Raw genomic sequence first — 26,297 nt, 5'->3', positions numbered from 1 at the left:
GATCGTCCCTTGAAGCGGTTCCCTGCGCCCCGCATTTGCGGTACCTTGCGACGCCTTTTGCCGCGCTTGCGGCCATGACCGGGAACACGGGCCGATGAAAAATCCTCCACAAGCGCTGTACCAACGGGCCAAGGATTACGTGCAGAGCAAACTGCGCGCCGGCGAATGGAAGACCGGCGACCTGATCCCGTCGGAAAACCGCTTGGTGGTGGAATTGGGCATGTCGCGGATGACGGTCAACCGTGCGCTGCGCGAACTCACCGAAGAAGGCCTGCTGCTGCGGGTCTCCGGCGTCGGCACCTTTGTGGCCGAGAGCAAGCCCAAGTCCAATCTGCTGACAATCACCAATATCGCCGACGAGATCACCGCCCGCGGCCATCGCTACGATTGCCAGGTGCTGCAGCTGTCCCGCGAGGCCGCGTCGATGACGGTCGCGGCAGCGCTGGCGCTGCCCACGGGCGCCTCGGTGTTCCACCTGGTGTGCGTGCACCTTGAAGAAGGCGTACCGGTGCAGCTCGAAGACCGCTACGTCAGCCCGGAGCTGGTGCCGGAGTTCCTGCAACAGCAGTTCGGCGGGCAACTGCAGCCGGCGCGGTACTTGCTGCAGGTGATCAGCCCGGATGAAATGGAACACATCGTCGAGGCGGCGCATCCTTCCAGCGATGAAAGCCGGCATTTGCAGGTGGAGGCTACGGAGCCCTGCCTGGTGCTGATGCGCCGCACCTGGAACAGCGGCAAGGTGGTGACCTATGTGCGCCTGGTGCACCCGTCGTCGCGGTATCGGCTGGGCAGCCGGATGGCCGTTAACGGCGCACAGCGGGATGGCTGAATCAGAAGCCTTGCTCCCACAATGCAGACAGAGCCCTCGATGTACACCTGTGGGAGCAAGGCTAGACCGCGAAGGCGTGGGCACTGCCAGCACATTTTAAGCGCAACAAAAAAGGCGTCCTTTGCAGGACGCCTTTTTGCTGAATATGGTCGGGGTAAGGGGATTCGAACTCCTGACATCCTGCTCCCAAAGCAGGCGCGCTACCGGACTGCGCTATACCCCGGTACAAAAAAGGCACCCATAAGGCGCCTTTTCTGATGCCTTGAACTGTTACATCAAAGGACTTTTTAAGATCTGACCCAGCGAACCGGAATCAAAAATGGTGGGTCGTGTGGGATTCGAACCTACGACCAATTGGTTAAAAGCCAACTGCTCTACCAACTGAGCTAACGACCCAAAAATGGTCGGGGTAAGGGGATTCGAACTCCTGACATCCTGCTCCCAAAGCAGGCGCGCTACCGGACTGCGCTATACCCCGATATGAAATTTGGCTCCGTGACCAGGACTCGAACCTGGGACCCAATGATTAACAGTCATTTGCTCTACCGACTGAGCTATCACGGAACTATCAATTTCAGTTACTGCAACTTCATTACTGCAATTTCAAAAGCTGTATCACTACCGCCTTGAACTCTTCGACCCTTCCGTATCGCTACGTTAGTGCCTCTGAGGCGCGCTATTTTACAAGTTTCAAAACCTCTGTCAACCCTTAAATCGCTTTCAAGACACTGAATTTGCAACTTTTTTCAGAATTCCGACAGAGCCGGTGTTTCTGCAGGTGACCGTACAGCGGGGCGCATTTTAGAAGCAGCGAAGCGAAAATGCAAAGGAAAATATTCAACTGAGCCTACACCGCCGTTCCGGTGGGAGCAGGCTCTGCCGGCGAAGCCTTTGAAGCTTCGCGGGCAGAGCCCGCTCCCACAGGGGTTTGGAGGGGCCTATGCGTCAGGCGAAGACGATCTCGTCGTTGTCGAGCGTAGCGGTCACTGACGTGCCAGGCAGAAACTGCCCCGACAGAATCAACTGCGCCAACGGATTCTCGATCCAGCGCTGAATCGCGCGCTTGAGTGGCCGCGCACCATAGACCGGGTCGTACCCCACGGCGATCAACTTGTCCAACGCCTCGGGACTCAGCTCCAGGGTCAGCTCGCGCTCGGTCAGCCGACTGCGCAGGCGCGCCAACTGGATCTGCGTGATGCCGGCAATCTGATCGCGGGCCAGCGGCTCGAAGATCACCACTTCATCCACACGGTTGATGAACTCCGGCCGGAAGTGCGAACCCAGCGCGTCCATTACCGCCGCACGCTGCGCATCGGGATCACCCACCAGCTCCTGAATCCGCGCAGACCCCAGGTTGGAGGTCATCACGATCACGGTATTGCGGAAATCCACCGTACGCCCGTGGCTGTCAGTCAGGCGGCCATCTTCCAGCACCTGCAGCAACACGTTGAACACGTCAGGGTGAGCCTTCTCGACCTCATCCAGCAGCACCACCGAATACGGCTTGCGACGCACCGCCTCGGTCAGGTAACCGCCCTCCTCGTAGCCCACATAGCCAGGCGGGGCACCGATCAGCCGCGCCACGGAATGCTTCTCCATGAACTCGGACATATCGATGCGTATCATGGCCTCTTCAGTATCGAACAAGAACTCCGCCAAGGCCTTGCACAGCTCGGTCTTGCCCACGCCGGTAGGGCCGAGGAACATGAACGAGCCGCTCGGGCGGTCCGGATCCGACAGCCCCGCGCGGGAACGGCGCACGGCGTTGGAAACCGCCACCACCGCCTCGTGCTGACCGATCACGCGCTGGTGCAGCAGGCTTTCCATCTTCAGCAGCTTGTCGCGCTCGCCTTCGAGCATCTTGGCGACCGGGATGCCAGTCCACTTGGAGACTACTTCGGCGATTTCTTCCTCGGTGACCTTGCTGCGCAACAGCTGGTTTTCAGGCTTGCCGTGCTGGTCGACCATCTGCAGGCTGCGCTCCAGATCGGGAATGACCCCGTACTGCAACTCGGCCATGCGGCTCAGATCACCCTTGCGCCGCGCAGCTTCCAGCTCTTGGCGGGCTTGTTCGATTTTCTGCTGGATCTGCGCCGAGCCCTGCACTTCGGCTTTTTCCGAGGTCCAGATCTCTTCGAGATCGGCGTACTCGCGCTCCAGCCGGGTAATTTCTTCCTTCAGTTTTTCCAGGCGTTTGATCGCCGCTTCGTCGTCTTCCTTCTTAAGGGCCTGAGCCTCGACCTTGAGCTGGATCAGGCGGCGCTCCAGGCGATCGAGCACTTCGGGCTTGGAGTCGATTTCCATACGGATACGGCTCGCGGCTTCGTCGATCAGGTCGATGGCCTTGTCCGGCAACTGGCGATCGGTGATGTAGCGATGGCTCAGCTTGGCTGCGGCGATGATCGCGCCATCGGTGATAGCGACCTTGTGGTGCACTTCATAGCGCTCCTTGAGGCCACGGAGGATGGCGATGGTGTCTTCTTCGCTCGGCTCCTCCACCAGGACCTTCTGGAAGCGCCGCTCAAGGGCAGCGTCCTTCTCTATATATTGCCGGTACTCGTTGAGCGTGGTGGCACCGACGCAATGCAGCTCGCCGCGGGCCAGGGCCGGCTTGAGCATATTGCCCGCGTCCATGGAGCCTTCGCCCTTGCCGGCGCCGACCATGGTGTGCAGCTCATCGATGAACAGGATGATCTGCCCATCTTGCTTGGACAGCTCGTTGAGCAGGCCTTTGAGGCGCTCCTCGAACTCGCCGCGGAACTTGGCACCGGCAATCAGCGCTCCCATGTCCAGCGACAGCAGGCGCTTGCCCTTGAGGCCATCCGGCACCTCACCATTGATGATGCGCTGGGCCAGGCCTTCGGCGATGGCGGTCTTGCCGACGCCGGGCTCACCGATCAGCACCGGGTTGTTCTTGGTGCGGCGCTGCAGGACCTGAATAGTGCGGCGAATTTCGTCGTCGCGGCCGATCACCGGGTCGAGCTTGCCCTCTTCGGCGCGCTTGGTCAGGTCGACGGTGTATTTTTCCAGCGCCTTGCGTGATTCCTCGGCATTGGGGTCGTTGACCGCATCGCCGCCGCGCAGGTTGAGGATGGCGTTTTCCAGGGCCTTTTTGGTCACGCCCTGGCCCAGCAACAATTTGCCGAGCTTGCTGTTCTCATCCATGGCTGCAAGCAGCACCAGCTCGCTGGAGATGAACTGATCGCTTTTTTGCTGCGCCAGGCGATCGGCCTGATTGAGCAGGCGCGCCAGATCCTGGGACATGTTGACGTCGCCCGTCGGGTTCTGGATTTTCGGCAGTTGGTCGAGCTCCTTGGTCAGCTCGCGACGCAGGCTGGGGACATCGAAGCCCACCTGCATCAACAGTGGGCGGATCGAGCCGCCTTGCTGGTCGAGCAGCGCCTGCATCAGGTGCGCGGGCTCGATGGCCGGATGGTCGAGGCCCACCGCCAAGGATTGAGAATCGGATAAGGCCAATTGCAACTTGCTGGTCAAACGGTCAATACGCATGAGTCACCTTCCTGAAAGGGCAGGCCGGAGCGATGGACACACCTGATGAAGAAAACCTGCCTGAGATGATCAGTTAGATGGGGGGGATTGGGGGAGATTCAAGCGGCAGGGGAAGATTTGCTGATGCAGGTCAACTAAAGCAGCACTTGGCACCCGTGGGAGCGAACTTGCGTGTTCCCACAGGGTTATGTGTTTATGCGTCAGGCGTGTTTAGCCAGATCAAGGAAGCAAAGCGGCCGGTGGGGTTGGCGCGGCGGTAGGAGAAGAAGCGGGTGTCGTCGATGGTGCATAAGCCACCGCCATACACCGCCGTCACCCCTGCTGCCGCCAGCCGCACCCGCGCCAGCTGGTAGATATCCGCCAGGTACTTGCCCGGCGCGGCACCGGGCGCGAAGGCCTCCGCCGCGTGCGGATGGCGACTGACGAAGGCTTCACGCACCTCGCCGCCGACCTCGAAGTTGCGTGGCCCGATGGCCGGGCCCAACCACACGAGGATCTCCTCGGGCGCCACGGCCATGCCTTCGACCGTGGCTTCCAGCACGCCATTGGCCAATCCGCGCCACCCGGCATGAGCCGCCGCGACACGGCTGCCAGCCCGGTCGCAGAACAGCGCGGGCAGGCAATCGGCGGTCATAACGGTGCAGGCGATGCCCGGCGTCGCGGTCCAGCTGCCATCGGCTTCGACGATTCGAGCCGGATCCGCCTCGGCGACGACTACACCATGCACTTGGCTCAACCACGCGGGCTGGATGTCGAAATGCTCGGTCAGACGTCGGCGGTTGATCGCCACGGCCTCAGGCGCATCGCCCACATGGTCGCCCAGATTGAGACTGTCATAGGGCGACGCGCTGACACCGCCAGCGCGTGTGGTCACGCAGGCCTGCACCGATGCCGGCGCGGGCCAGTCGGGGATCAGCAGGGTCTGCGCGAAGCCACTCATCCGATAAACGCCTCGCGATCCTGCTTGAGCAGCGACAGCAACCAGACGAAATCATCCGGCAGCGGCGATTCCCAACTCATGCGCTCGCCGGTCACCGGGTGTTCCAGCTCCAGGAAGCGCGCGTGCAGGGCCTGACGCGGGAAGGTCTTGAGGGCATCGACCATGGTCGCGCTGGCCGCTGGCGGAATGCGGAAACGCCCTCCGTAGGCCGGATCACCCACCAACGGGAAGTTGATGTGCGACATGTGTACGCGAATCTGGTGGGTGCGACCGGTCTCGAGCTTGACCCGCACGTGGGTGTGCGAGCGGAAGCGTTCCAGTACGCGATAGTGGCTGACGGCCGGCTTGCCGCCTTCCATCACCGCCATGCGCTGGCGCTGCTGGCCATGGCGACCGATGGGCGCGTTGATCTTGCCGCCGGCGGTCACCACGCCGATCACGATGCATTCATAAATGCGACTGACCGAGCGATTCTGCAGCTGCGTCACCAGGGCGGTCTGCGCCTGAATGGTCTTGGCCACTACCATCAGACCAGTGGTGTCCTTGTCCAGACGGTGAACGATGCCCGCACGCGGCACATTGACGATGTCCGGTACGTGGTGCAGCAAGGCATTGAGCAGCGTGCCATCGGCGTGACCGGCAGCCGGATGGACCACCAGGCCGGCCGGCTTGTTGATGACCATCAGCTGGTCATCTTCATAGACGATATCGAGCGCGATGTCCTGAGCGACCCACTCACCCTGGGCCTCCTGCTCGGCTTCGAGCTCCAGCAGGGCGCCGCCGTGCACGATGTCGCGCGGACGCAACACCGCACCGTCCACGGTCAGGCGGCCCTCCTTGATCCAGGCGGAAAGGCGCGAGCGTGAGTGCTCTGCGAAGAGTAGTGCGGCGACTTGATCGAGGCGCTGACCGCCCATTTCGGAGGTCACCTCGGCGCTGAGTTTGATTATATCGGACATGCTCGGACTAGGCGGCGGGCACAGCCTTTGGTTTCAGCTGCACGCTTGTGGTTAAATACGGCGTCTTTTGTCCCGAGGGTTGCTCGGGGTGCACATCATAACAGGACGGCCACGCCCGAGACAGCGGCCGTCATAGGGACGCAAGCCGCCATGCAAGTGAAACACCTGCTGCTGATCGCCATCCTCGGACTCACCGCTGCCTGCTCGTCGAAGAAGGAAGTCGTCGACGAAAACCTCAGCGAGGTCGAGTTGTACCAGCAGGCGCAGGCCGACCTGGACAACCATAGCTATACCAGCGCCGTGGCCAAGCTCAAGGCCCTGGACTCGCGCTATCCGTTCGGTCGCTACGCCGATCAGGCGCAGCTCGAGCTGATCTATGCGAACTACAAGGACTCGGAGCCCGAGGCCGCGAAGTCCGCTGCCGAACGTTTCATCCGCCTGCACCCCCAGCACCCGAACGTCGACTACGCCTATTATCTGAAAGGCCTGACCTCGTTCGACCAGGATCGGGGCATCGTCGCCCGCTTCCTGCCGCTGGACATGACCAAGCGTGACCCTGGCGCTGCCCGCGACTCGTACAACGAGTTTGCGCAGCTCACCAGCCGCTACCCCAACAGCCGCTACGCGCCGGACGCCAAGCAGCGCATGATCTACCTGCGCAACCTGCTGGCCGCCTACGAGATTCACGTTGCCGACTACTACCTGACCCGTCAGGCTTACGTTGCCGCCGCCAACCGTGGCCGTTATGTGGTGGAAAACTTCCAGGAGACCCCGTCGGTCGGCGACGGCCTGGCAGTGATGACCGAGGCCTACCAGCGTCTGCACCTGGACGACCTGGCCGCCACCAGCCTCGAGACCCTGAAGCTCAACTACCCGACCCACCCGAGCCTCAAGGACGGCAAGTTCGTGCCGCAGCAGCAAGAGGCCGACAACCGTTCATGGCTGTCCAAGGCAACACTGGGCTGGATCGGCAGCACCCCGCCGCTGCCACCGGGTGAAACCCGCGCCAACGAAGAGCTGACCAAGCAGTATCGCGACTACAAGGAATCCATTCCTAAAGAGCTGCTGCCCAAGGACGAAGGCGGCAACCTGGAAGACCAGGTACCTGGCGAGCCAGTGAAGAAAAGCCGCTCGTGGTTCAGTTATGCGACCTTTGGTCTGTTTGACTGATCTGATGCTGCGATGAAAAAGAGGCCCTCTGTGAACAGGGCCTCTTTTTTTGTCGGGATTTTGTCGGGGTGCTGATGGCCTCTTCGCGGGCAAGCCTTGCTCTCACAGGTTAGGACTTACCATTGCGGGAGCAAGGCTTGCCCGCGAAGAGGCCGGCAGCACCAACACGAAACGTACAGATTTTATTACCCGATAGCCCCTGTCCCACGCCCCCGCCCACAGCTAAACTGGCGAACTCTCTCCGCTGAAGCTGGCCAACATGATCCGCATCGTTTTCTGGGCTGCCCTGATCTACATCGCCTTCTGGGCCTGGCGACGCTTCAAGGCGCCGGCTCGGCAATCTGCCCAACCGCGCAGCAACCCCGACGAGCACGCGCCACCCATGGTTCGCTGCGCCAATTGCGGCGTGCACCTCCTGCAAACCCGCGCTCTGCAGCAGGACGGCGACTGGTATTGCACCCAGCCACATCTGCAAGAAGGCCCACGCCCGCGTGCTCGCTGAGTCACTGACTGCCGGCCACACCCAAGCGCAGCGCATGCTGCGGCTGTACCACCTGTATCGGCTGCTGATCGGCATCTGCCTGGTGGCGCTGATCTCCAGCAACATGGACAGCAGCCTGCTGGAACTGGCCAACGTCCACCTGTTCCGCGCCTGCAGCTGGTTTTACCTGATACTCAACATCGCCACGGTGCTGTTTTTCGGCAACCTGCGCCATCCCGCCAAGGTCTTCGCGCTGACCATGGCCGACATAGTCCTGCTCAGCGCGGTGTTCTACGCGGGCGGTGGCACGCCCAGCGGCATTGGCAACCTGATGATCGCCTCGGTAGCCATGGGCAACCTGCTGCTACGTAACCGCCTCGGCCTGCTGATTGCGGCGGTGGCGTCCAGCGGCATCATCTACCTGACCTTCTACCTGAGTTTCACTCGCCCTACCGCAGCCAACGACTACCTGCAGGCCAGCACCCTGGGGGTGTTGTGCTTCGCCGTAGCCCTGATCGTGCAGGGCCTGAGCCATCTGCTGCGGACCAGCGAAACCCTGGCGGAAAAACGCGCGGGGGACCTGACCAATCTCGAAGCCCTCAATGCCTTGATCCTGCAACGCATGCGCACCGGCATTCTGGTGCTCGACGCCCAGCAACGGGTGCTGCTCGCCAACCAAGGCGCGCTGACCCTGCTCAAGCGCGACCAGTTGATCGGTGAAGACATCAGCCACTTCGCCCCGGACCTGATCGAGCGGCTGTTGCAATGGCAGGTCAACCCGAGCCTGCGCATCAAGAGCCTGCGCTTGACCTCCACCGGCCCTTCGGTGCAGGTCAACTTCATCGCCCTTAACCGCCGCGAAGAGCAGCAAACGCTGGTGTTTCTCGAGGACCTGTCGCAAATCATCCAGCAAGCGCAGCAACTCAAGCTGGCCGCGCTCGGCCGCCTGACCGCCGGCATCGCCCATGAAATCCGCAACCCCCTGGGCGCCATCAGCCACGCCGGCCAGCTGTTGCAGGAATCCGAAGAGCTGCCCGATGCCGACAGACGCCTGACGCAGATCATCATCGACCAGTCCCGGCGCATGAACCTGGTGATCGAGAACGTGCTGCAGCTCTCCCGCCGACGCGAGGCCGAGCCTGAAGTCATCAACCTCAGCCAATGGCTGCAGCAGTACGTCACGGAATTCCGCGAAATCGCCAAGCCCAGCGAGCAGTTGTACATCTATCTGGCGGACGACCCGATCGAAACGCGCATGGACCCCAGCCAGCTGCATCAGGTACTCAACAATCTGGTACAGAACGGCCTGCGCTACAGCGGCCAGCAACACGGCCAAGCGCAAGTGTGGCTGAACCTGTTCATCGAACCGACCAACGGCCTGCCGATCCTCGACGTGCTCGATGACGGTCCCGGCTTCCCGGCGGACCGCCTGCAGCACATTTTCGAGCCCTTCTTCACCACCGAGGCCAAGGGAACGGGGCTGGGCCTGTATATCTCCAAAGAGCTGTGCGAAAGCAACCAGGCGCACCTAGACTACAAGCCACGTGAACAAGGCGGCAGCTGCATGCGCATTACCTTCGCCCACGCCAAAAAGCAGAGTCGAACATGAGCCCACGGCAAAAGATCCTGATTGTCGACGACGAGCCGGACATCCGCGAACTCCTGGAAATCACCCTGGGCCGGATGAAGCTCGACACGCGCAGCGCCCGCAACGTCAAGGAAGCCCGTGACTGGCTGGCCCGTGAACCCTTCGACCTGTGCCTGACCGACATGCGCCTGCCCGATGGCACGGGCCTTGAGCTCGTGCAGCACATTCAGCAGCGCTATTCACAGGTGCCGGTGGCGATGATCACCGCGTTTGGCAGCGTCGATACCGCTATCGCTGCGTTGAAGGCCGGCGCATTCGACTTCTTGAGCAAGCCCGTAGACCTTATCCGCCTGCGCGAACTGGTCAGCACCGCCCTGCGCCTGCAAGGGCCCGCCGTTGCCGCGGCGCCCATCGACGGCCGCCTGCTGGGCGAGTCCCCGCCCATGGCCGCGCTGCGCAAACAGATCGCCCGCCTCGCCCGCAGCCAGGCGCCGGTGTATATCAGCGGCGAATCCGGCAGCGGCAAGGAGCTGGTGGCCCGCTCGATCCACGAACAAGGCCCACGCTCCGAAGGCACCTTTGTACCCGTCAACTGCGGCGCCATTCCGTCGGAGTTGATGGAAAGCGAGTTCTTCGGCCATCGCAAAGGCAGCTTCAGCGGCGCCACCGAAGACAAACCCGGACTGTTCCAGGCCGCCAACGGTGGCTCGCTGTTCCTCGATGAAGTCGCCGACCTGCCGCTGGCCATGCAGGTCAAGCTGCTGCGCGCCATTCAGGAGAAGGCCATCCGCAGCGTCGGCGGGCAAGCCGAGGTGGTGGTGGATGTGCGGATTCTGTGCGCTACCCACAAGGACCTGGCCGCCGAAGTGGCTGCCGGGCGCTTTCGTCAGGATCTGTACTATCGGCTCAACGTCATCGAATTGCGCGTACCGGCACTGCGCGAGCGCCGCGAAGACATCGCGCAGTTGGCGGATGCCGTGCTCAAGCGCCTCGCATCCGCCAGCGGATTGCCACCCGCGATACTGACGCCAGGGGCGATGGACACCCTGAAAAACTACCGATTTCCGGGGAACGTGCGGGAACTGGAGAACATGCTCGAGCGGGCTTATACCCTGTGCGAGGACGACCGGATCGATGCCGGTGACTTGCGGGTGACCGATCAGACCGCCAGTGTCGAGGCCGGGGAGCCAAGCTTGGCGGAGGTGGATAATCTCGAGGACTACCTGGAGAGCGTGGAGCGCAAACTGATCCTCCAAGCCCTCGAAGAAACCCGCTGGAACCGCACGGCGGCGGCGCAGCGGTTGAATATGTCGTTTCGGTCGATGCGCTATCGGCTGAAGAAGCTAGGTCTCGATTGAAGCGTTTTGTAGTGATTTTTATGGCCTCTTCGCGGGCAAGCCTTGCTCCCACAGATTCGACAGTTGCTGAGTTGTACACCTGTGGGAGCAAGGCTTGCCCGCGAAGAGGCACGCATAAACGATACCGTTATCAAGCCAGGCGAATTGCCGGCGCATAAGGCACCGGATCGATAATCGGCTTACGCCCCAACAACAAATCCGCGAACAATTGGCAGGATGCAGGCGCCAACACCAGTCCGTTACGGTAATGCCCACAGTTCAGCCACAACCCCTCCTGCCCTGCCACCGGCCCGATAAACGGAATCCCGTCCGGCGAGCCTGGCCGCAACCCTGCCCAATGGCCGACCACCTCGGCATCCCTAAGCGCCGGCAATAGCTCGATTGCCGAAGCCTTCAAACTCTCCAACGCGGGTACCGTAGGCGTCTTGTCGAAGCCCTCATGCTCCAGGGTGCTGCCTACCAGAATATGCCCGTCGCGCCGCGGGATCGCATAACGGCCCTTGGCCAGGACCATGCTGGGCAGGAAATCATCGGCGCATTTGAACAGGATCATCTGGCCTTTCACCGGCTCCACAGGCAAGTCAATGCCCAGGGTCTTCAGCAAATCACCGCTCCAGGCGCCTGCCGTCAGGACCACCTGATCGGCCAGTAGATCACCCTGCTCGGTCTGCACACCGACGATACGGTCGCCACCACGGAGAAAGGCGGTAACCGCACAGTGTTCGCGAATGTCCACATTCGGCAGAGCACGCAGCGCCGCCTTCAGCGATTTGACCAGGCGAGGATTGCGCACGTTGGCGACGTCAGCCATGTACACCGCGCGCTCATAGCCTGCGCCCAGTACCGGCACCTTCTGGTAAACGGAATTGATGTTCACTGCACTCAACGGCCGCTGCAGACGCTGCGCCCAGGTCAATGCGTCGGCTTCGTCATCCAGATCCAGCCAGTACAGGCCGGTCACGTTCACCTCAGGATCGATGCCGGTGCGGCTGAACAGCTCGTCAGCCAGCTGTGGATAAAAGTCCTGGGACCAGTGGGCCAAGGCGGTTACACCGGCGCTATACCGCCAGGGATACAGCGGCGAGACGATGCCGCCGCCTGCCCATGAGGATTCACGTCCAGCTTCGCTGCGGTCGAGGATGGTGATCGAGCCAACGTGGGGGGCGAGATTCAGGGCCGTGAGCAGGCCGATGGCGCCGCCGCCGATGATTAGAATATGACTTGAATCAGACATGCAGAATCCAATGTTGAAACCGAGCGGCCTGAGGGATATTCGGCATATCGGGCTCAGCGCCCCCAGCAAGTAGCGGCGGTTATGGTCGTGCCTGATACCGTACGGGCCCCCGTCTGGGTGATCGTGAACGCGCCACAGGCGTCGGACGACATCAGCCCACCCGCAACTGGCGTTGCTACGATAGTGAAGTCTTGAGCGTTGCGAGTCGTCGCCACCGTGTACCAGTTATTACTCGCTGGATTGGGCGTAGTCGCATCGACATAGGTACCAAGCCGCGAATAAACACGCTCGAACGTCTGCGCGCTCTCCGCCAGCACCTCGGCAATTTCCGCCCGATGGCTGCGCTGGACATATTTGGTGTAGCTGGGGTAAGCAATAGCGGCGATAATACCGATGATCGCCACAACGATCATCAGTTCAATCAATGAAAAACCTCTGCTTCTGGCTGCCATGTCTCTAGTCCTCATTGAATTTGTCGCCACATGATGCGGCCAGCGCCACTACCAGCCCCGCCTTTTTCATCGATGATGATCCGGTTGCCTTTGGAATCGATGATGACCTTCTCGCTGGGGTCTGTCGCGCTGGATACCATCCTAACCGAGCCGTCCGAGTTCGTCGTGGTCGTCGGCTTGTCGATGATTGCGCTCAACGTCGGAATACCCGTAGAGATGATCAACCCGGAAGTGACGGTGTCACTGGCGTTGATCAACCCATCACCGCTGGTATCGATGACCTGATAACTCAGCATCCCCCCTGACAACGCGTCCAGCTCGAAGAACTCCCCGGAGCCGCTACTGGCGCACGGGTCGGTAGAGTCGACCTTGGCGGTGGTGAACAGTATCCGGCCCAACTTGATCTGGGCCTGGTAAATCACCCGTTCACCGACCATGGTGGTGCCGTACACCAAGGGCAGGTACCAGCCCTTCTGGGTGGTGTAATCGACCGTATTGGCGGAGCTGGTGACGTACTGTCCCCCAGTGCCGGCGAACGTGCTGACCACGGCCTGGGCACGCAGATTAGCGGTGGTGTAGTTGCCCACGGCGCCGGTGCCGGCATCCCAGACCGCGTAGAAACCTTGCGGGTCAGTGGTGGCTTTGTCCGTCACCTCGTTGAACTTGCCCGTACCGAAATACACCATATAGCCGGTGGTGGGGTAGGCCACCAGCAGCGGCTGGGCAGTGATGGGTTGCGTCGCTGCGCCTGGGGTCGTGAACAACGGCTTGTTCGAGAATGCCACCCCCCAACTGGTAGGCGACGCAGCGCTTAAATCGAACTTCCACATGCGGCCCTTAAGGTCACCACCATAGGCCGCTTGCACGACGTTGGAGGCGTTGACCGTGAGTTTGACCGAGGACAAGCCGTTAGTGGTCTCGGTGCTGTCGACGACGATCTTCTTGATCAGCGACCCATCGGTGAGGCTCACCACATAAAGCGCGGCGACGCCCGAGTTGCTGCCATAGCCGTTGGCGATGAACGCAGCCCAGGTACCGTCGGCCAGTTGAGCAATCTCGGGTTTGGCATAGGCGTAACCGAGGTCATTGAAAGTGGCGGTTGTGGAAGCCGTCGCCGGTGCGCTGATTTCCCAAAGTGCCTTTGGCGCACTGCCACTGCCCTGGTTGTAGAGCTGCAGGGCAAAGAACGTTTTGCCCCCGGCCCCGGTGCCGCCTACTGCCAGAGTCTTCCAGGAACTGTTGGTCTTGGCGTCAGAAACCGTGATCTGGCCGTCGTCGAGAAATTTGTGCGATGTACCGTTGATATAGGCGGGGTCGGCTACCGCGTACAGGTTCGGCACTGCACTCGAAGGCATGTAGGCATAGAGTCGAGCGCCAGTGTTGGCGTTGATGACGCTGGTCATGCCGTCGTTGGAATTGACCACCAGACTCGGCACCATCGCCGCCGCTTTGGCCGTCAGGTAGTCGGAATAGCCGCTATCGGCCGACGACGACGTTTGGGTACTTGGCAAGGCAAGCACCAGCGGCGAATTGATGATGTCGCCGAGCAACACAGTGCGCTGCTTGAGGCCGGTCTTGTTGATGCCCTTCGACCAGTCCACCAGGTTGGCGCCAGTGATACCGGACGTAGCGCCGAAATTGGAGGTGGCCGAGGTGTTCAGGGTGGCTTGCTGGGTGGCCGAAAAGTTGGCGAACGCCAGAGCGATAGGAAGGTTGGTCGTGGTATTGAATGACTCGTAGGTCGGGGTAGTGGTACCCACCGCCACCTTGATATCCGTACTCCAGGTTGGCGTATCGCTGATGACCCCTGCGGTGCTGATCGCATAGGCACCTATCGTGCCGCGCCAGTCGGTCGGATCGTAGGCCGTCTGATAGAAAAAGGTATTGCTGGTCAGGGTGGTGCTGTTGGCCGCCCCACCACCCCCGGATCCGGCGGTCGAGCTGATCGCATTGAGTGCAGCCGTCAGGGCTGTGGTCAACGAAGCGCTGTCCGTGGCTTGGTAGTACTTGCCCTGCCCATAGGTCGCTGCATCCGATAGCATCTGGTTGGCGGCGGTAAAACCTACGGTGTAGGTCAGCAAATTTTGTTTGGGAAAGTCGGTCGCATCCCAGCTCTTGCCAGCGGCATCGTTACCCGTCGAGCGCATATCGATGTCGTAGGCAAATTTGGCCAGGTCATCGAGATACAAGGTGTCCCCTTCACCATCGCCATTGAGGTTGTCGCCGTCATTGGCCTTGTTATCCCAGTTCGGCAGTTTGATAGTGGCGGTGTTGTTGGGTTCAACGCTGCTGACCGCCGTGGGGAAAGTGCGGTCGTAGGTGGGCAAGCCATCGGTGATGACGATGCCGTAGTTCTTCTGGCAGCGATATTGGATAGGGCTCGTGTAAGAAACACCCGAGTTGTAATAAGAGGACATTCCCCGGAAGTAACGGGATATCTCGTAGTAGGTTTCCGCCAACGGCGTGTTGGCCACGGCGCCCAAGCCATTGATCGACGAGATCAGGTTGTTGTAGTTGGTGGTCGCCTGGGCTGTCGTCGTGTTGTTTGTTGCCTGCAGGTCGGCGACGGTGCGGGCGATGTAGCCACCGGGCCCGGAGTCGCCAAACGCCGGCGGGTTGAAGGTGGCCAGCCCCATACGCAACGCGCGGTTGGCGGTGACCAGCGCGCTGGACACGGAGCGGGCTACATTGATGCGGTAGTCGTTGGGGATACTGCCGTCGGTGTAGTCCTTTGAGTTCACCGAGTTTGAAACCAGGCCGATCAAGTACGCGATGTATTTGCTCGAATAGCGGGTATTCCCGCTACCCACCGGGTCTGGGAGCTTCAGGCACAACACCGTGTTGTTCGAATAACGGTAGAAACCGTAATAGAGGTTACTGCAGCCACCACGGTTGAGATCGCCGATGAACAGGTTTTCACTGTCCATATCCAGTGCGGTAATTCTATTGCAACTTAAATCACTACTGCAGTTGTAAACCTGCGCCCGGTCGACGGACTGGTCGAAGGCGGTAGCACGAATCAAGTTGTTCATACTGCCGGAGTCATCCACCAGCAGCATCACGTTCGGCGTGACCGCGGCGGTGCTGAGCAAAGGTGCCGAAGACGGCGTGAACGCCGCCATGGCCGGAGCAGCGAGATACATGGCCAGCGCACTACCCAGCAACGCCGCCTTCAAACGTCGCCAGTACGACCTGCCCTCAGCCGCTGCATTTGGCATAAATACTCTCCACAATTGAGCGACTGCTGCCGACCAGCGCGACACCGGTGATTCGATACAGGGTGATGGCGGATGAGGAGCTGCAACCCGATGGCATATTGACCGGCGCGCCGTTGCTGCCGATGTTCTGGATGGCATAGAACCCGGTGGCGGCTGCGACCCAAGTGTTGCCGTTGGCACCCGCGCCTGCGTTTTCCACACTAGTGGCGTCCGTAGGCGGTGCACAGGCCGCCACGGAAGCACACTTCACCTGTGCGTACGCCGAGGCGGACACAACATTTTCGCCCACCCGCAATGATGCCTCGGCCACCTGAAACGACTGGTTGCGGTTCATCACGCTACCGCTCATCTTCTCCTGCATCGTCGCGTTCTGCATCGACGAGATGCCAATCATGGTCAGCAGCAGCAGCATGATCAGGCTGATCAGCAATGCCATGCCGCGTTGCCGCGCGGAGGAATCAAAACCAGAGGATCGCCTCTTCATATCTCTCATCCCTAGCGCAACCGATTACGCAGCGAGGCCACGACATTGAAGGGCTGATCACGGACGCGACTATTAGGGTCGGTGAGGATCATGCTGATGCGCACGCTACGGATATTGCCGTAGTCCGCCAGCGCAGGTGCGGCCGTATAAGACTGCACGGCATAGGGCGAAGCCGCCGTGGCCATCCCGAAGCTTACGTTGAAGGTCTTGACGCCGTTGATCAGCACCGAGGTGGTGCCATTCACCGTGGTGGACAGTTGGCTGTTGGCAAAGGTGTAGATCACTTTGCGGATGGGGAAGGCTAACTCGCCAGCGGAGGCGTTCGCAGCAGCCGTACCGGTGTAGGCCTTAGCGGTGGTCAGGCAATCGGACACGATGGTCCAGGTCGGCACACCGCCGTTGGCGCCCACATCGCCCGTCACCAGCGTGAGGACGTTGCTGGTAGCGCCACCGCTGGTCACCGAGGTGTAGATGATCGGGTTTATGGTCGCCGCGGTGAAGGACAGTCCGTTACTCGCATCGGTGAACGAAGTGGTGCCTTGTGCGATACACCCCTGCATGCCGACCATGCGCAGTTCCTGCACCATGCGGCTGAGCACGTAACGGGCGTCTTCTTGCATGGTCGAGGCAGCATTTTGCGACATGAAGGTGTTTTTCGCGGAGATAAAAATCTGCGTCACCCCCAACACGATGATCAAGCCGATCGCCATGGCGACCATCAGCTCGACCAGGCCGTAACCCTTGGCTGTCGTCTTCATGGATAAGCCGTCCCATCGGCTGCTACTCGGCTGACCAAGACAAAACTGCGGATCGGTGAATTGGCGTCGACACTGTTATCGGCCCGCACCAGCTTGCCAGCCCGTGTGTCGTCCCATTTGATAGTGATGGTCACCACATAGCCTTTGAGCACGATGCTCGCCTCGGTACCATTCATGGCCCTGATGTTGTTGCCGAAATCACTCAAATCCTGGCTCACCGCGGCGGTACTGCCGGCCGTGGTGGGAGCCGCAGCAAGATTCGCCAGCGCATACTGGCTGGCGTTGTCGGTATTGGCGCGAATGCGGTCCATCATGTCGTAAGCGATAAAGCTCGCCTGGCTGCTCATCGAGGAGCTGTCGGTGTATTTCAGGGCATTCAACTGAATGGCTGCAGCCCCGAGCAGGCCAATGCACATGACCAGCAAGGCCACCAGCACTTCGATCAGGCTGAACCCTGACTGGCGCGCGCTCATGGGCAGGCTCCGTTGAGGATGACCCGGCCGTTGAGGCAAATGCCGACATTACGGCTGGTCGAGCCGTTGGTGTAGACCATCGTCAGCGCAGTCGCCGGGTACGCCAAGGCCCCGAGGTTATTGAATTCGATATAGGTCGCCGTGACCGAAGGGGCCAACGCTGAACCGGGCGACATGGGGGCGATGACCCGCAGCACAGAAGGAGGGCTACTGGTAGTTTGCACGTTGAGACTGGTGACCCAGGTTGCCCCGGTAGTGGCGGGGGTAATCCGCACATTGACGCCACGATTGATCGCTTCAAGGCGCGCATAGTTGAGCGCCCGATAAAAGTCGCCGGTATCCGAATCGGCCCGGTTGTTACGAATGAGCGTGCTGAACGACGGGATCGCAATGCTCGCGCCGATAGCGATGACGGCCACCGTCACCATCAACTCGATCAATGAAAACCCCTTGTTACGATCCCGCATTGCGATACTCCCCGAGACCCGGCGACTATAAGCCAACTGTGCCGCTTGGCAAGCGCACATCAGAATATACGGTTGTTCCGGCCGGATCAGCGTGATGGAACATGTTGATTCAATTCCCGCCGGGCTTTTGACACCTATCCCCTGCCCCAGCAATTCTCATTCCAAGGACGGTATCTCCCATGCATCAACGCGGCCTCACCCTGATCGAACTGCTCGCTACCGTGACTATCCTCGCCATTTTGCTGCACCTGGCGATGCCGTCGTTTCGCCAGTTGATCAACAGCAATCGGCAACAAGTCGCTGCGAACGAGTTGCTGAACGCTGTGCGTTCCGCCCGTACGGAAGCGGTCCTGCGAAATCAGTCGGTGATCATTCAGCCGCTCGAGGGCGACTGGGCGTTCGGCTGGAGGATGATTGCGGATGTGAGCGGCAAGGGCCTGAGCGATCCGGACAATCCAGTGCTGGCGGTACGCCAGAGTGGCGGCAAGGTGCGGATCGTCGGTAATTACCGACTGGAGAAATGGGTTCGCTTCAACGGCATGGGGACACCGTCTTACGCCGGCGCATCACCCGGCAATGGCACCCTCTTCATCTGCGATGAGGGTACCGGGCTGACCCACTCCCGGGTCGTGATAAACGTTCCCGGGCGGGTACAACTGCTCGCGGGCCCGGACAATACCGAGCCGTGCAGCGTCAGCCAATGGTCTTGACGCGTAACTCCTTAGGCATCGAAAACGTAATGTTCTCCGGCCGCCCGGCCAGCTCATCAGCCCCGGTAGCGCCCCAGGCCTGCAACTGCTCGATCACGCCGCGCACCAGCACCTCAGGCGCCGACGCCCCGGCCGTAACGCCAATGCGTTCGATGCCATCGAACCAGCTGCGTTGCATGTCTTCGGCGCCGTCGATCAGGTAGGCCGGCGTCGCCAACCGTTCAGCCAGTTCGCGCAGACGGTTGGAGTTGGAACTGTTGGGGCTGCCGACCACCAGGACCACGTCGCACTCGTCGGCCAGTTGCTTGACCGCGTCCTGGCGGTTCTGGGTGGCGTAGCAGATGTCGTCCTTGCGCGGGCCGCCGATGTTGGGGAAGCGCGCGCGCAGGGCGTCGATGACGCGGCCGGTGTCGTCCATCGACAAGGTGGTCTGGGTCACGAACGCCAGGGCTTCTGGGTTGCGCACCTGCAGGTTGGCGACATCCTGCTCGTCTTCGACCAGGTAGATTGCGCCGCCATTGCTGCCGTCGTACTGGCCCATGGTGCCTTCGACTTCCGGGTGACCGGCATGGCCGATGAGGATGCACTCGCGGCCGTCACGGCTGTAGCGGGCAACCTCGATGTGCACCTTGGTGACCAGCGGGCAGGTGGCGTCGAAGACTTTGAGGCCGCGCCCTGCCGCTTCCTGGCGCACGGCCTGGGAGACGCCGTGGGCGCTGAAGATGACGATGACGTCGTCCGGTACCTGGTCGAGTTCTTCGACGAAGATCGCGCCACGATTGCGCAGGTCTTCGACCACGAACTTGTTGTGGACCACTTCGTGGCGCACGTAGATCGGTGGGCCGAAGACTTCAAGGGCGCGGTTGACGATTTCGATCGCCCGGTCCACGCCAGCGCAGAAGCCACGGGGGTTGGCGAGTTTGATGTGCATGCTTGCCTCGGGGCCCTTAAAGGGCCGTGACCGAAAGGATTTCAACCTCGAAACTCAAGGTCTTGCCCGCCAGCGGGTGGTTGAAGTCGACTGTCACCTGGGCGGCGTCAAAGGCTTTGACCACGCCCGGCAGCTCGGTGTTGGCGGCGTCGTTGAAAATCACCAACAGGCCTTCGGACAGCTCCATGCCCTCGAACTGCGAACGCGGCATGATCTGCACGTTCTGCGGGTTCGGTTGGCCAAAGGCGTTTTCTGGCAGCACGGTCACTGTGCGCTTGTCGCCGGCCTTGAAGCCGAACAGCGCGGCCTCGAAGCCGGGCAGCAGGTTGCCGTCGCCGACCTTGAAGGTCGCCGGCGACTTGTCGAACGTGCTGTCGACAGTGTCACCGTTTTCCAGGTGCAGAGCGAAGTGCAGAGTCACTTCAGTGTTCTGCGAAATACGTTGTTCAGTCACGGACAGGCGCTCCCGACTTCTTGGTTTTGAACATATCCAGGGCCAGCATGATGGCGCCCACGGTAATGCCGCTGTCAGCGACGTTGAAGGCCGGGAAGCCATGCTCGTGCCAGTGCACGAAGATGAAATCGATCACATGGCCGAGCATGATGCGGTCGTACAGGTTGCCCAGCGCGCCACCCAGCACCAGCGCCAGGGCGACGGCGAGCCAAGTGTCGTTGCGCCCCAAGCGCTTGAGCCAGACGATCAGCACGGCGCTGACCACCACCGCGATCATCGCGAATAGCCAACGCTGCCAGCCGCCGCCGTCCGCCAAAAAGCTGAAGGCCGCACCGGTGTTGTAGGCCAGCATCCAACTGAAGTAGTTGGGGATGACCACGATCTGCTGGTACAGATCCAGGCTGTGCTCGAAGTAGTACTTGCTGGTCTGATCGACGATGAACACCAGCACACTGATCCACAGCCAGCCAAGGCGCCCGAAGCGCCCCGCAGAGTTAGGCATAGTGACGCACCTCGCCGGCACCGCTGATGTTGTCGACGCAGCGACCGCAGATCTCCGGATGCTCGGGATTCACGCCGACGTCTTCGCGGAAGTGCCAGCAACGAGCGCACTTGACTCCACCGGACTTGACCACTTGCAGCTTGAGGCCAGGCACTTCGGTGACCACGGCGTCGGCCGGTGCCTGCACGAACGGCGCTACGGCGGCCTTGGAGGTGATCAGCACGAAACGTAGCTCGTCGCCAAGTTTGTTCAGGTCGGCACTCAGGGCTTCGTCGCCATACAGGGTCACTTCGGCCTGCAGGTTGCCGCCAATGACCTTGGCCGCGCGCAGGTTTTCCATTTCCTTGTTGACCGCGACCTTGACCGCCATGATCCGCTCCCAGTACTCGCGGCCCATCTCGAAGCCTTGCGGCAGCTCGGTCAAGCCTTCGTACCAGGTGTTGAGCATGACGGATTCGTTGCGCTCGCCCGGCAGGTACTGCCACAGCTCGTCGGCGGTGAACGCCAGGATCGGCGCGATCCAGCGCACCAACGCTTCGCTGATGTGGTACAGCGCGGTCTGGCAGGAACGCCGCGGGATGCTGTCGGCGCCGGTGGTGTACTGGCGGTCCTTGATGATGTCCAGGTAGAAACCGCCCAGCTCCTGCACACAGAAGTTGTGTACCTTGGAATAGACGTTCCAGAAACGGTATTCGCCGTAGTGCTCTTCGAGCTCGCGCTGCAGCAGCAGGGTGCGGTCGACGGCCCAGCGGTCCAGGGCGATCATTTCATCGGCGGGCAGCAGGTCGGTGGCCGGGTTGAAACCGCTCAGGTTGGAGAGCAGGAAGCGCGCGGTGTTGCGGATCCGCCGATAGGCGTCGGCGCTGCGCTGCAGGATGGTTTCCGACACGGCGATTTCGCCGGAATAGTCGGTGGAGGCAACCCACAGACGCATGATGTCGGCACCCAGGGTGTCGTTGACCTTTTGCGGCGCGATAACGTTGCCCAGCGACTTGGACATCTTGCGGCCGTTCTCGTCGACCGTGAAGCCGTGGGTGAGCAGTTCGCGGTACGGGGCGTGGTTATCGATGGCGCAACCGGTCAGCAACGAGGAGTGGAACCAGCCGCGGTGCTGGTCGGAACCCTCGAGGTACAGGTCGGCACGTGGGCCGGTCTCGTGGCCCATCGGGTGCGAACCGCGCAGCACGTGCCAGTGGGTGGTACCGGAGTCAAACCACACGTCCAGAGTGTCGCTGATCTTGTCGTACTGGTTGGCTTCATCGCCCAGCAGTTCGGCGGCGTCGAGCTTGAACCAGGCCTCGATGCCCTCTTGTTCGACGCGTTGTGCAACCTGCTCCATCAGTTCGACGGTGCGCGGGTGCAACTCGCCGGTGGCCTTGTGCAGGAAGAACGGAATCGGTACGCCCCAGTTACGCTGACGCGAGATGCACCAGTCCGGGCGGTTGGCGATCATCGAGTGCAGGCGCGCCTGGCCCCAGGCCGGGACGAACTTGGTTTCTTCGATGGCCTTGACCGCACGCACACGCAGGGTGTCGCCGGTTTCCGGTTGCTTGTCCATGCCCACGAACCACTGCGCGGTGGCGCGGTAGATGAGCGGGGTCTTGTGGCGCCAGCAGTGCATGTAGCTGTGGCTGACGACTTCGGTGTGCATCAACGCGCCGACTTCGGCCAGCTTGTCGACGATGTTCTGGTTGGCCTTGAAGATGAACTGGCCACCGAAGAACTCCAGCGAATCGACATAAACGCCGTTGCTCTGCACCGGGCCAATGATGTCATCGTTGCTCAGGCCGTACTGCTTGCAGATATTGAAGTCGTCGACGCCATAGGCAGGCGAGCAGTGGACCACGCCGGTACCAGCACCCAGCTCGACGTAGTTGGCCAGGTACACCGGCGACAGACGGTCGTAGAACGGGTGACGGAAGTTGATCAGCTCAAGCTTGGCGCCTTCGGTCAGCGCCACAACGCTGCCTTGCAGGCCGAACCGGGCCAGCGAGGATTCGACCAGCTCTTCGGCCAGCACCAGCAGGCGGTCGCCGATATCGACTAGGGCGTACTGGAATTCCGGGTGCACGTTGAGCGCCTGGTTGGCCGGAATGGTCCACGGGGTAGTGGTCCAGATGACGATCGCCGCCGGCTTGCTCAAGCCTGGCAGGCCGAAGGCGTCAGCCAGGGCTTGCTGGTCGGCGATCGGGAAGGCGACGTCGATGGTCGGCGATTTCTTGTCGGCGTACTCGACCTCGGCCTCGGCCAGGGCCGAACCGCAATCAAAACACCAGTTGACGGGCTTGAGGCCCTTGAACACGAAGCCGCCCTTGACCATTTCCGCCAGGGCACGGATCTCGCCGGCTTCGTTGGTGAAGTTCATGGTCTTGTAGGGATTGGACCAGTCACCCAGCACGCCCAGACGGATGAACTCGGCTTTTTGCCCTTCGATCTGCTCGGTGGCGTAGGCACGGCAGAGCTCGCGAGTCTTGTCCGCGGGCAGATTTTTGCCGTGCGTGACCTCGACCTTGTGCTCGATCGGCAGGCCGTGGCAGTCCCAACCTGGGACATAAGGCGCGTCGAAACCCGAGAGGGTCTTGGAGCGCGTGATCATGTCCTTGAGAATCTTGTTGAGCGCGTGACCGATGTGAATAGTGCCGTTGGCGTAAGGAGGACCATCGTGCAGGACGAATTTCGGACGATCCTTGCCAATTTCGCGAAGCTTGCGGTACAGGTCGATGCTGTTCCAGCGCTCAAGCGTTTGCGGCTCGCGCTGGGGCAGGCCGGCCTTCATGGGGAAGGCGGTGTCCGGAAGGTTTAGCGTGGCTTTGTAGTCGGTCATTTCAGGCTCTTCAATAGCGGCTGGCCGCTGCTTTCAGTTAAGGGCGGTGGGCTCGTGCGGCGGCAACATCCGCATCGATCGCCGACTTCAGCGCCTCCAGGGAGGCGAAACGCTGCTCATCGCGCAGCTTGTGGTGGAAAGCCACCGTCAAACGCCGGTCGTAAAGATTGCCGGCAAAATCCAGCAGGTGCACTTCCAGGTGGGCTTTGCCATCACCTGCAACGGTTGGCCGCACGCCTATGTTGGCGACTCCCGGCCATTGCTTGCCATCGATCTCGACGCTCACCAGGTACACCCCGGTAAACGGCACGCGACGGCGCTTGAGCTGGACGTTGGCAGTAGGCCAGCCCAGCTGTCGGGCGAGCTTCTGGCCATGCAGCACTCGCCCCGTGATCTGGAACGGCCGCCCGAGCAAAGCCTCGGCCAGCTTGAAATCGGCGACGGCCAGCGCTTTGCGCACCTGGGTGCTGCTGACGCGAACGCCTTGCATCTCGACGGTACGGGCGGCCTCGACGGTGAAGCCGTTGGCACTGCCGACCTGAGTGAGGAAGTCGAAATCCCCCAGGCGGTCGCAGCCGAAGCGAAAATCATCGCCGACTTCGAGGTGCTTGACGCCCAGGCCGTCGACCAGAATGGTATCGACGAATTCAGCGGCACTCAGTTTGCTCAGGCGCTGGTTGAACGCCAGGCAAAGCACCTGATCGACGCCCTCGGCGGCTAGCAGCTCGAGCTTGTCGCGCAAGCGGGCCAAACGGGCCGGTGCGCTCTCGGGCGCAAAATACTCGCGCGGTTGAGGCTCGAAAATCACCACACAGCTGGGCACGCCCAACTCCACGGCACGCTCGCGCAGCCGCACCAGGATAGCCTGGTGACCGCGATGAACGCCGTCGAAATTGCCAATGGTGGCGACACAGCCCCGATGCTGGGGCCGCAGGTTGTGGAGACCTCGAACCAGCTGCATAACACGCTTCTTGCTCATAAAGTGGTCGATTATAACCACACCCGGGCCGCGACGACAGGCGACACAAGCATGCTTTCACCTTGAAATCGAGAAACCGACGTTTGGCCGAAGGTTTATGAGTGCACTCAGTACCCTGTGGCGAGGGGGCTTGCTCCCGATACGGTTTGTCAGTCACCTCATCCATGACTGACGAACCGTATCGGGAGCAAGCCCCCTCGCCACAGGGATGGCAATTGAACCTCAGCTCAACCCTCTGCGGGCGAAGTCCTTGAGACGAAAGCCGAGCAGCAGCAACATGCCGAAATACACCACCACCCCGGTGCCCACCAGCAGCCCCAGGCGCAGGAAACGCTCAGGCATAGTGCCGTCACTCCAGGCCGGCATGTAGTGCATCAGCCCCAGCAGCGCGGCCGACATCGCCAGCACGGCGACCACCAGCTTGCCCAGGAACACCGCCCAGCCCGGCTGCGGCTCGAACATGTTCTGTTTGCGCAATTGCCAGAACAGCAGACCGGCGTTCATGCAGGCGCCGCCGCTGATCGCCAACGCCAGGCCGGCGTGCTGCAGATGACTGATGAACAGCAGGTTCAGCACCTGAGTGGCCACCAAGGTGAAAATAGCGATCTTCACCGGCGTGCGGATGTTCTGCTGCGCATAGAACCCGGGCGCCAGCACCTTGATAAGAATGATCCCCAGCAGACCTACGGCATAGGCCACCAGCGCGCGCTGGGTCATGGCCGCATCGAAGGCACCGAACTTGCCGTACTGGAACAGCGACACGGTCAGCGGCTCGGCCAACAGCGCCAGGGCCAGCGAACACGGTAGTACCAGCACGAAACACAGGCGCAGGCCCCAATCGAGGATCCGCGAATACTCGTGGCGGTCCTTGTTGGCGTAAGTCTTGGCCAGAGTCGGCAGCAAAATGGTGCCCAGGGCCACGCCCAGCACGCCGGAGGGCAACTCCATCAGGCGATCGGCGTAGTACATCCACGACACCGAGCCCGCCGCCAGGAACGAGGCAAAGATAGTATTGATGATCAACGAGATCTGGCTGACCGAGACCCCGAGGATCGCCGGCCCCATCTGCTTCATGACCCGCAAGGCACCGCTGTTGCGCAGATCGAGACGCGGCAGCACCAGCATGCCGATCTTTTTCAGATGCGGCAGTTGATACAACAATTGCGCCAGGCCGCCGGCCAGGACGCCCCAGGCCAGCACCATGATCGGCGGATTGAAATACGGCGTGAGGAACAGCGCAAAGATGATCTGGCTGACATTGAGCAGCGTTGGCGTGAAGGCCGGCACCGAAAAACGGTTCCAGGTGTTGAGGATCGCGCCAACGAAGGACGACAGTGAGATCAGCAATATATAAGGAAATGTAACCCTGAGCAGATCGCTGGTGAGCTTGAATTTCTCGGGCGTATCGGCAAAACCGGGGGCCGTGATCCAGATCACCACCGGTGCGGCGAGCACGCCGATCAGCGTCACGACGGCCAGCATCAAGGTCAGCAGGCCGGCGACATAGGCGATGAACGTGCGCGTCGCCTCCTCGCCTTGCTGGTTCTTGTATTCGGCCAGAATCGGCACGAACGCCTGGGAGAACGCGCCCTCGGCGAACACGCGGCGCAACAGATTGGGCAACTTGAAGGCAATAAAGAAGGCATCGGTGGCCATGCCGGCACCGAAAATTCGCGCGACCAATGTATCGCGCACGAAGCCCAGGACCCGCGAAACCATGGTGATGGAGCTGACTGCAGCCAAGGATTTGAGGAGGTTCATCGAAAGTTTTTTGCGCCTATGGACAAAGAGCAGGCCCGTGCAGCGCCCAGTTGTGCAATACTGCGCGCCGCTAAAGCAGGCAGAGCCTAAAGATCCGCGAGTTTACAGGTCGCGGGCAATAAGTGAATCACTTCACTGGCAACGTTGACCGCTCAGCGGAACGTCCGCCATGCTCTTGACAACGCGTCAGTGCATCGGCATTATTCGCGGCCTAT

General features: G+C 61.2%; 22 protein-coding genes and 4 tRNA genes. 6 read left to right on the top strand and 20 right to left on the bottom strand.

Going from position 1 to position 26,297, the window contains the following annotated elements:
• The first annotated feature begins 94 nt into the window (after nucleotides 1-94).
• A complete protein-coding gene (gene hutC, locus LIX93_RS23330; protein WP_226506423.1) occupies nucleotides 95-829 on the top strand; it encodes a histidine utilization repressor in 735 nt (244 codons plus the stop codon).
• Between the two features lie 146 nt (nucleotides 830-975).
• Here hutC and LIX93_RS23325 read toward each other — a convergent pair.
• From LIX93_RS23325 to rluD, 7 genes are all read right to left on the bottom strand, one after another.
• A tRNA-Pro gene (locus LIX93_RS23325) sits at nucleotides 976-1,052 on the bottom strand.
• 97 nt (nucleotides 1,053-1,149) lie between these two features.
• Nucleotides 1,150-1,225: transfer RNA gene (locus tag LIX93_RS23320), tRNA-Lys, on the bottom strand.
• Nucleotides 1,226-1,230: 5 nt separating this feature from the next.
• Nucleotides 1,231-1,307: transfer RNA gene (locus LIX93_RS23315), tRNA-Pro, on the bottom strand.
• 10 nt (nucleotides 1,308-1,317) lie between these two features.
• Nucleotides 1,318-1,393: transfer RNA gene (locus LIX93_RS23310), tRNA-Asn, on the bottom strand.
• A 381-nt stretch (nucleotides 1,394-1,774) separates the two neighbouring features.
• Complete coding sequence (gene clpB, locus LIX93_RS23305; protein WP_226506422.1) at nucleotides 1,775-4,339, bottom strand: ATP-dependent chaperone ClpB; 2,565 nt, start codon at nucleotides 4,337-4,339, stop codon at nucleotides 1,775-1,777.
• A 193-nt stretch (nucleotides 4,340-4,532) separates the two neighbouring features.
• The gene (gene pgeF / locus LIX93_RS23300) at nucleotides 4,533-5,279 is read right to left on the bottom strand and encodes a peptidoglycan editing factor PgeF (protein ID WP_226506421.1); all 747 of its coding nucleotides are present in this window, start codon (nucleotides 5,277-5,279) and stop codon (nucleotides 4,533-4,535) included.
• Entirely contained in the window at nucleotides 5,276-6,238 is a 963-nt protein-coding gene (gene rluD, locus LIX93_RS23295; RefSeq protein WP_226506420.1) for a 23S rRNA pseudouridine(1911/1915/1917) synthase RluD, read from the bottom strand. The genes pgeF and rluD overlap by 4 nt, the downstream gene beginning before the upstream one ends.
• Before the next feature lie 150 nt (nucleotides 6,239-6,388).
• Here rluD and LIX93_RS23290 point away from each other — a divergent pair, with 150 nt between their 5' ends.
• The 4 genes from LIX93_RS23290 (at nucleotide 6,389) to LIX93_RS23275 (ending at nucleotide 10,835) form a co-directional block, all read left to right on the top strand.
• Complete coding sequence (locus LIX93_RS23290; protein WP_226506419.1) at nucleotides 6,389-7,408, top strand: outer membrane protein assembly factor BamD; 1,020 nt, start codon at nucleotides 6,389-6,391, stop codon at nucleotides 7,406-7,408.
• A gap of 259 nt (nucleotides 7,409-7,667) precedes the next feature.
• On the top strand, nucleotides 7,668-7,910 hold the full coding sequence (locus LIX93_RS23285; RefSeq protein WP_226506418.1) for a PP0621 family protein: 243 nt from the start codon (nucleotides 7,668-7,670) through the stop codon (nucleotides 7,908-7,910).
• Nucleotides 7,900-9,498 (top strand): ATP-binding protein, encoded by a 1,599-nt coding sequence (locus LIX93_RS23280; protein ID WP_346015238.1) that lies wholly within the window; start codon nucleotides 7,900-7,902, stop codon nucleotides 9,496-9,498. The genes LIX93_RS23285 and LIX93_RS23280 overlap by 11 nt, the downstream gene beginning before the upstream one ends.
• Complete coding sequence (locus LIX93_RS23275; RefSeq protein WP_226506417.1) at nucleotides 9,495-10,835, top strand: sigma-54 dependent transcriptional regulator; 1,341 nt, start codon at nucleotides 9,495-9,497, stop codon at nucleotides 10,833-10,835. Before LIX93_RS23280 ends, LIX93_RS23275 begins: the two co-directional genes overlap by 4 nt.
• 130 nt (nucleotides 10,836-10,965) lie before the next feature.
• Here LIX93_RS23275 and thiO read toward each other — a convergent pair whose 3' ends face one another.
• Genes thiO through LIX93_RS23240 form a run of 7 tightly spaced genes read right to left on the bottom strand, consistent with a single transcriptional unit; the run spans nucleotide 10,966 to nucleotide 17,921 of the window.
• The gene (thiO, locus tag LIX93_RS23270) at nucleotides 10,966-12,069 is read right to left on the bottom strand and encodes a glycine oxidase ThiO (RefSeq protein WP_226506416.1); all 1,104 of its coding nucleotides are present in this window, start codon (nucleotides 12,067-12,069) and stop codon (nucleotides 10,966-10,968) included.
• A 53-nt stretch (nucleotides 12,070-12,122) separates the two neighbouring features.
• A complete protein-coding gene (locus tag LIX93_RS23265) occupies nucleotides 12,123-12,521 on the bottom strand; it encodes a type IV pilin protein (RefSeq protein WP_226506415.1) in 399 nt (132 codons plus the stop codon).
• A gap of 11 nt (nucleotides 12,522-12,532) precedes the next feature.
• Nucleotides 12,533-15,739: a PilC/PilY family type IV pilus protein gene (locus tag LIX93_RS23260; RefSeq protein WP_226506414.1), complete on the bottom strand. Its 3,207-nt coding sequence runs from the start codon at nucleotides 15,737-15,739 to the stop codon at nucleotides 12,533-12,535.
• Nucleotides 15,720-16,175 (bottom strand): PilX N-terminal domain-containing pilus assembly protein, encoded by a 456-nt coding sequence (locus LIX93_RS23255; RefSeq protein WP_260524887.1) that lies wholly within the window; start codon nucleotides 16,173-16,175, stop codon nucleotides 15,720-15,722. Before LIX93_RS23255 ends, LIX93_RS23260 begins: the two co-directional genes overlap by 20 nt.
• Nucleotides 16,176-16,234: 59 nt before the next feature.
• Nucleotides 16,235-16,981 (bottom strand): PilW family protein, encoded by a 747-nt coding sequence (locus LIX93_RS23250; protein WP_226506412.1) that lies wholly within the window; start codon nucleotides 16,979-16,981, stop codon nucleotides 16,235-16,237.
• The gene (gene pilV / locus LIX93_RS23245; protein WP_226506411.1) at nucleotides 16,978-17,454 is read right to left on the bottom strand and encodes a type IV pilus modification protein PilV; all 477 of its coding nucleotides are present in this window, start codon (nucleotides 17,452-17,454) and stop codon (nucleotides 16,978-16,980) included. Before pilV ends, LIX93_RS23250 begins: the two co-directional genes overlap by 4 nt.
• Complete coding sequence (locus LIX93_RS23240; RefSeq protein ID WP_226506410.1) at nucleotides 17,451-17,921, bottom strand: GspH/FimT family pseudopilin; 471 nt, start codon at nucleotides 17,919-17,921, stop codon at nucleotides 17,451-17,453. Before LIX93_RS23240 ends, pilV begins: the two co-directional genes overlap by 4 nt.
• A gap of 179 nt (nucleotides 17,922-18,100) precedes the next feature.
• Here LIX93_RS23240 and LIX93_RS23235 point away from each other — a divergent pair, with 179 nt between their 5' ends.
• Nucleotides 18,101-18,631, top strand: coding sequence for a GspH/FimT family pseudopilin (locus LIX93_RS23235; RefSeq protein WP_226506409.1), 531 nt, complete (start codon nucleotides 18,101-18,103; stop codon nucleotides 18,629-18,631).
• On the opposite strand, the gene ispH is transcribed toward LIX93_RS23235, so the two are convergent.
• The 6 genes from ispH to murJ all read right to left on the bottom strand — a co-directional run bounded on the left by ispH (nucleotide 18,615) and on the right by murJ (nucleotide 26,082).
• Entirely contained in the window at nucleotides 18,615-19,562 is a 948-nt protein-coding gene (gene ispH / locus LIX93_RS23230) for a 4-hydroxy-3-methylbut-2-enyl diphosphate reductase (RefSeq protein WP_226506408.1), read from the bottom strand. The genes LIX93_RS23235 and ispH overlap by 17 nt on opposite strands.
• Nucleotides 19,563-19,578: 16 nt before the next feature.
• Nucleotides 19,579-20,016, bottom strand: a complete 438-nt coding sequence (locus tag LIX93_RS23225; RefSeq protein ID WP_226506407.1) for a peptidylprolyl isomerase — start codon at nucleotides 20,014-20,016, stop codon at nucleotides 19,579-19,581.
• Complete coding sequence (gene lspA / locus LIX93_RS23220) at nucleotides 20,009-20,518, bottom strand: signal peptidase II (RefSeq protein WP_226506406.1); 510 nt, start codon at nucleotides 20,516-20,518, stop codon at nucleotides 20,009-20,011. Before lspA ends, LIX93_RS23225 begins: the two co-directional genes overlap by 8 nt.
• The gene (gene ileS / locus LIX93_RS23215) at nucleotides 20,511-23,342 is read right to left on the bottom strand and encodes an isoleucine--tRNA ligase (RefSeq protein ID WP_226506405.1); all 2,832 of its coding nucleotides are present in this window, start codon (nucleotides 23,340-23,342) and stop codon (nucleotides 20,511-20,513) included. Before ileS ends, lspA begins: the two co-directional genes overlap by 8 nt.
• A gap of 37 nt (nucleotides 23,343-23,379) precedes the next feature.
• Entirely contained in the window at nucleotides 23,380-24,303 is a 924-nt protein-coding gene (gene ribF / locus LIX93_RS23210; protein WP_226506404.1) for a bifunctional riboflavin kinase/FAD synthetase, read from the bottom strand.
• A 240-nt stretch (nucleotides 24,304-24,543) separates the two neighbouring features.
• Nucleotides 24,544-26,082 carry a murein biosynthesis integral membrane protein MurJ gene (gene murJ, locus LIX93_RS23205; protein ID WP_226506403.1) on the bottom strand — a complete coding sequence of 513 codons (1,539 nt, stop codon included), beginning with the start codon at nucleotides 26,080-26,082 and terminating at the stop codon, nucleotides 24,544-24,546.
• Nucleotides 26,083-26,297 lie beyond the last annotated feature (215 nt).

Source organism: Pseudomonas sp. MWU16-30317 (assembly GCF_020515695.1).
Classification (GTDB): domain Bacteria; phylum Pseudomonadota; class Gammaproteobacteria; order Pseudomonadales; family Pseudomonadaceae; genus Aquipseudomonas.
This window is presented reverse-complemented; position numbering and strand designations above follow the sequence as displayed.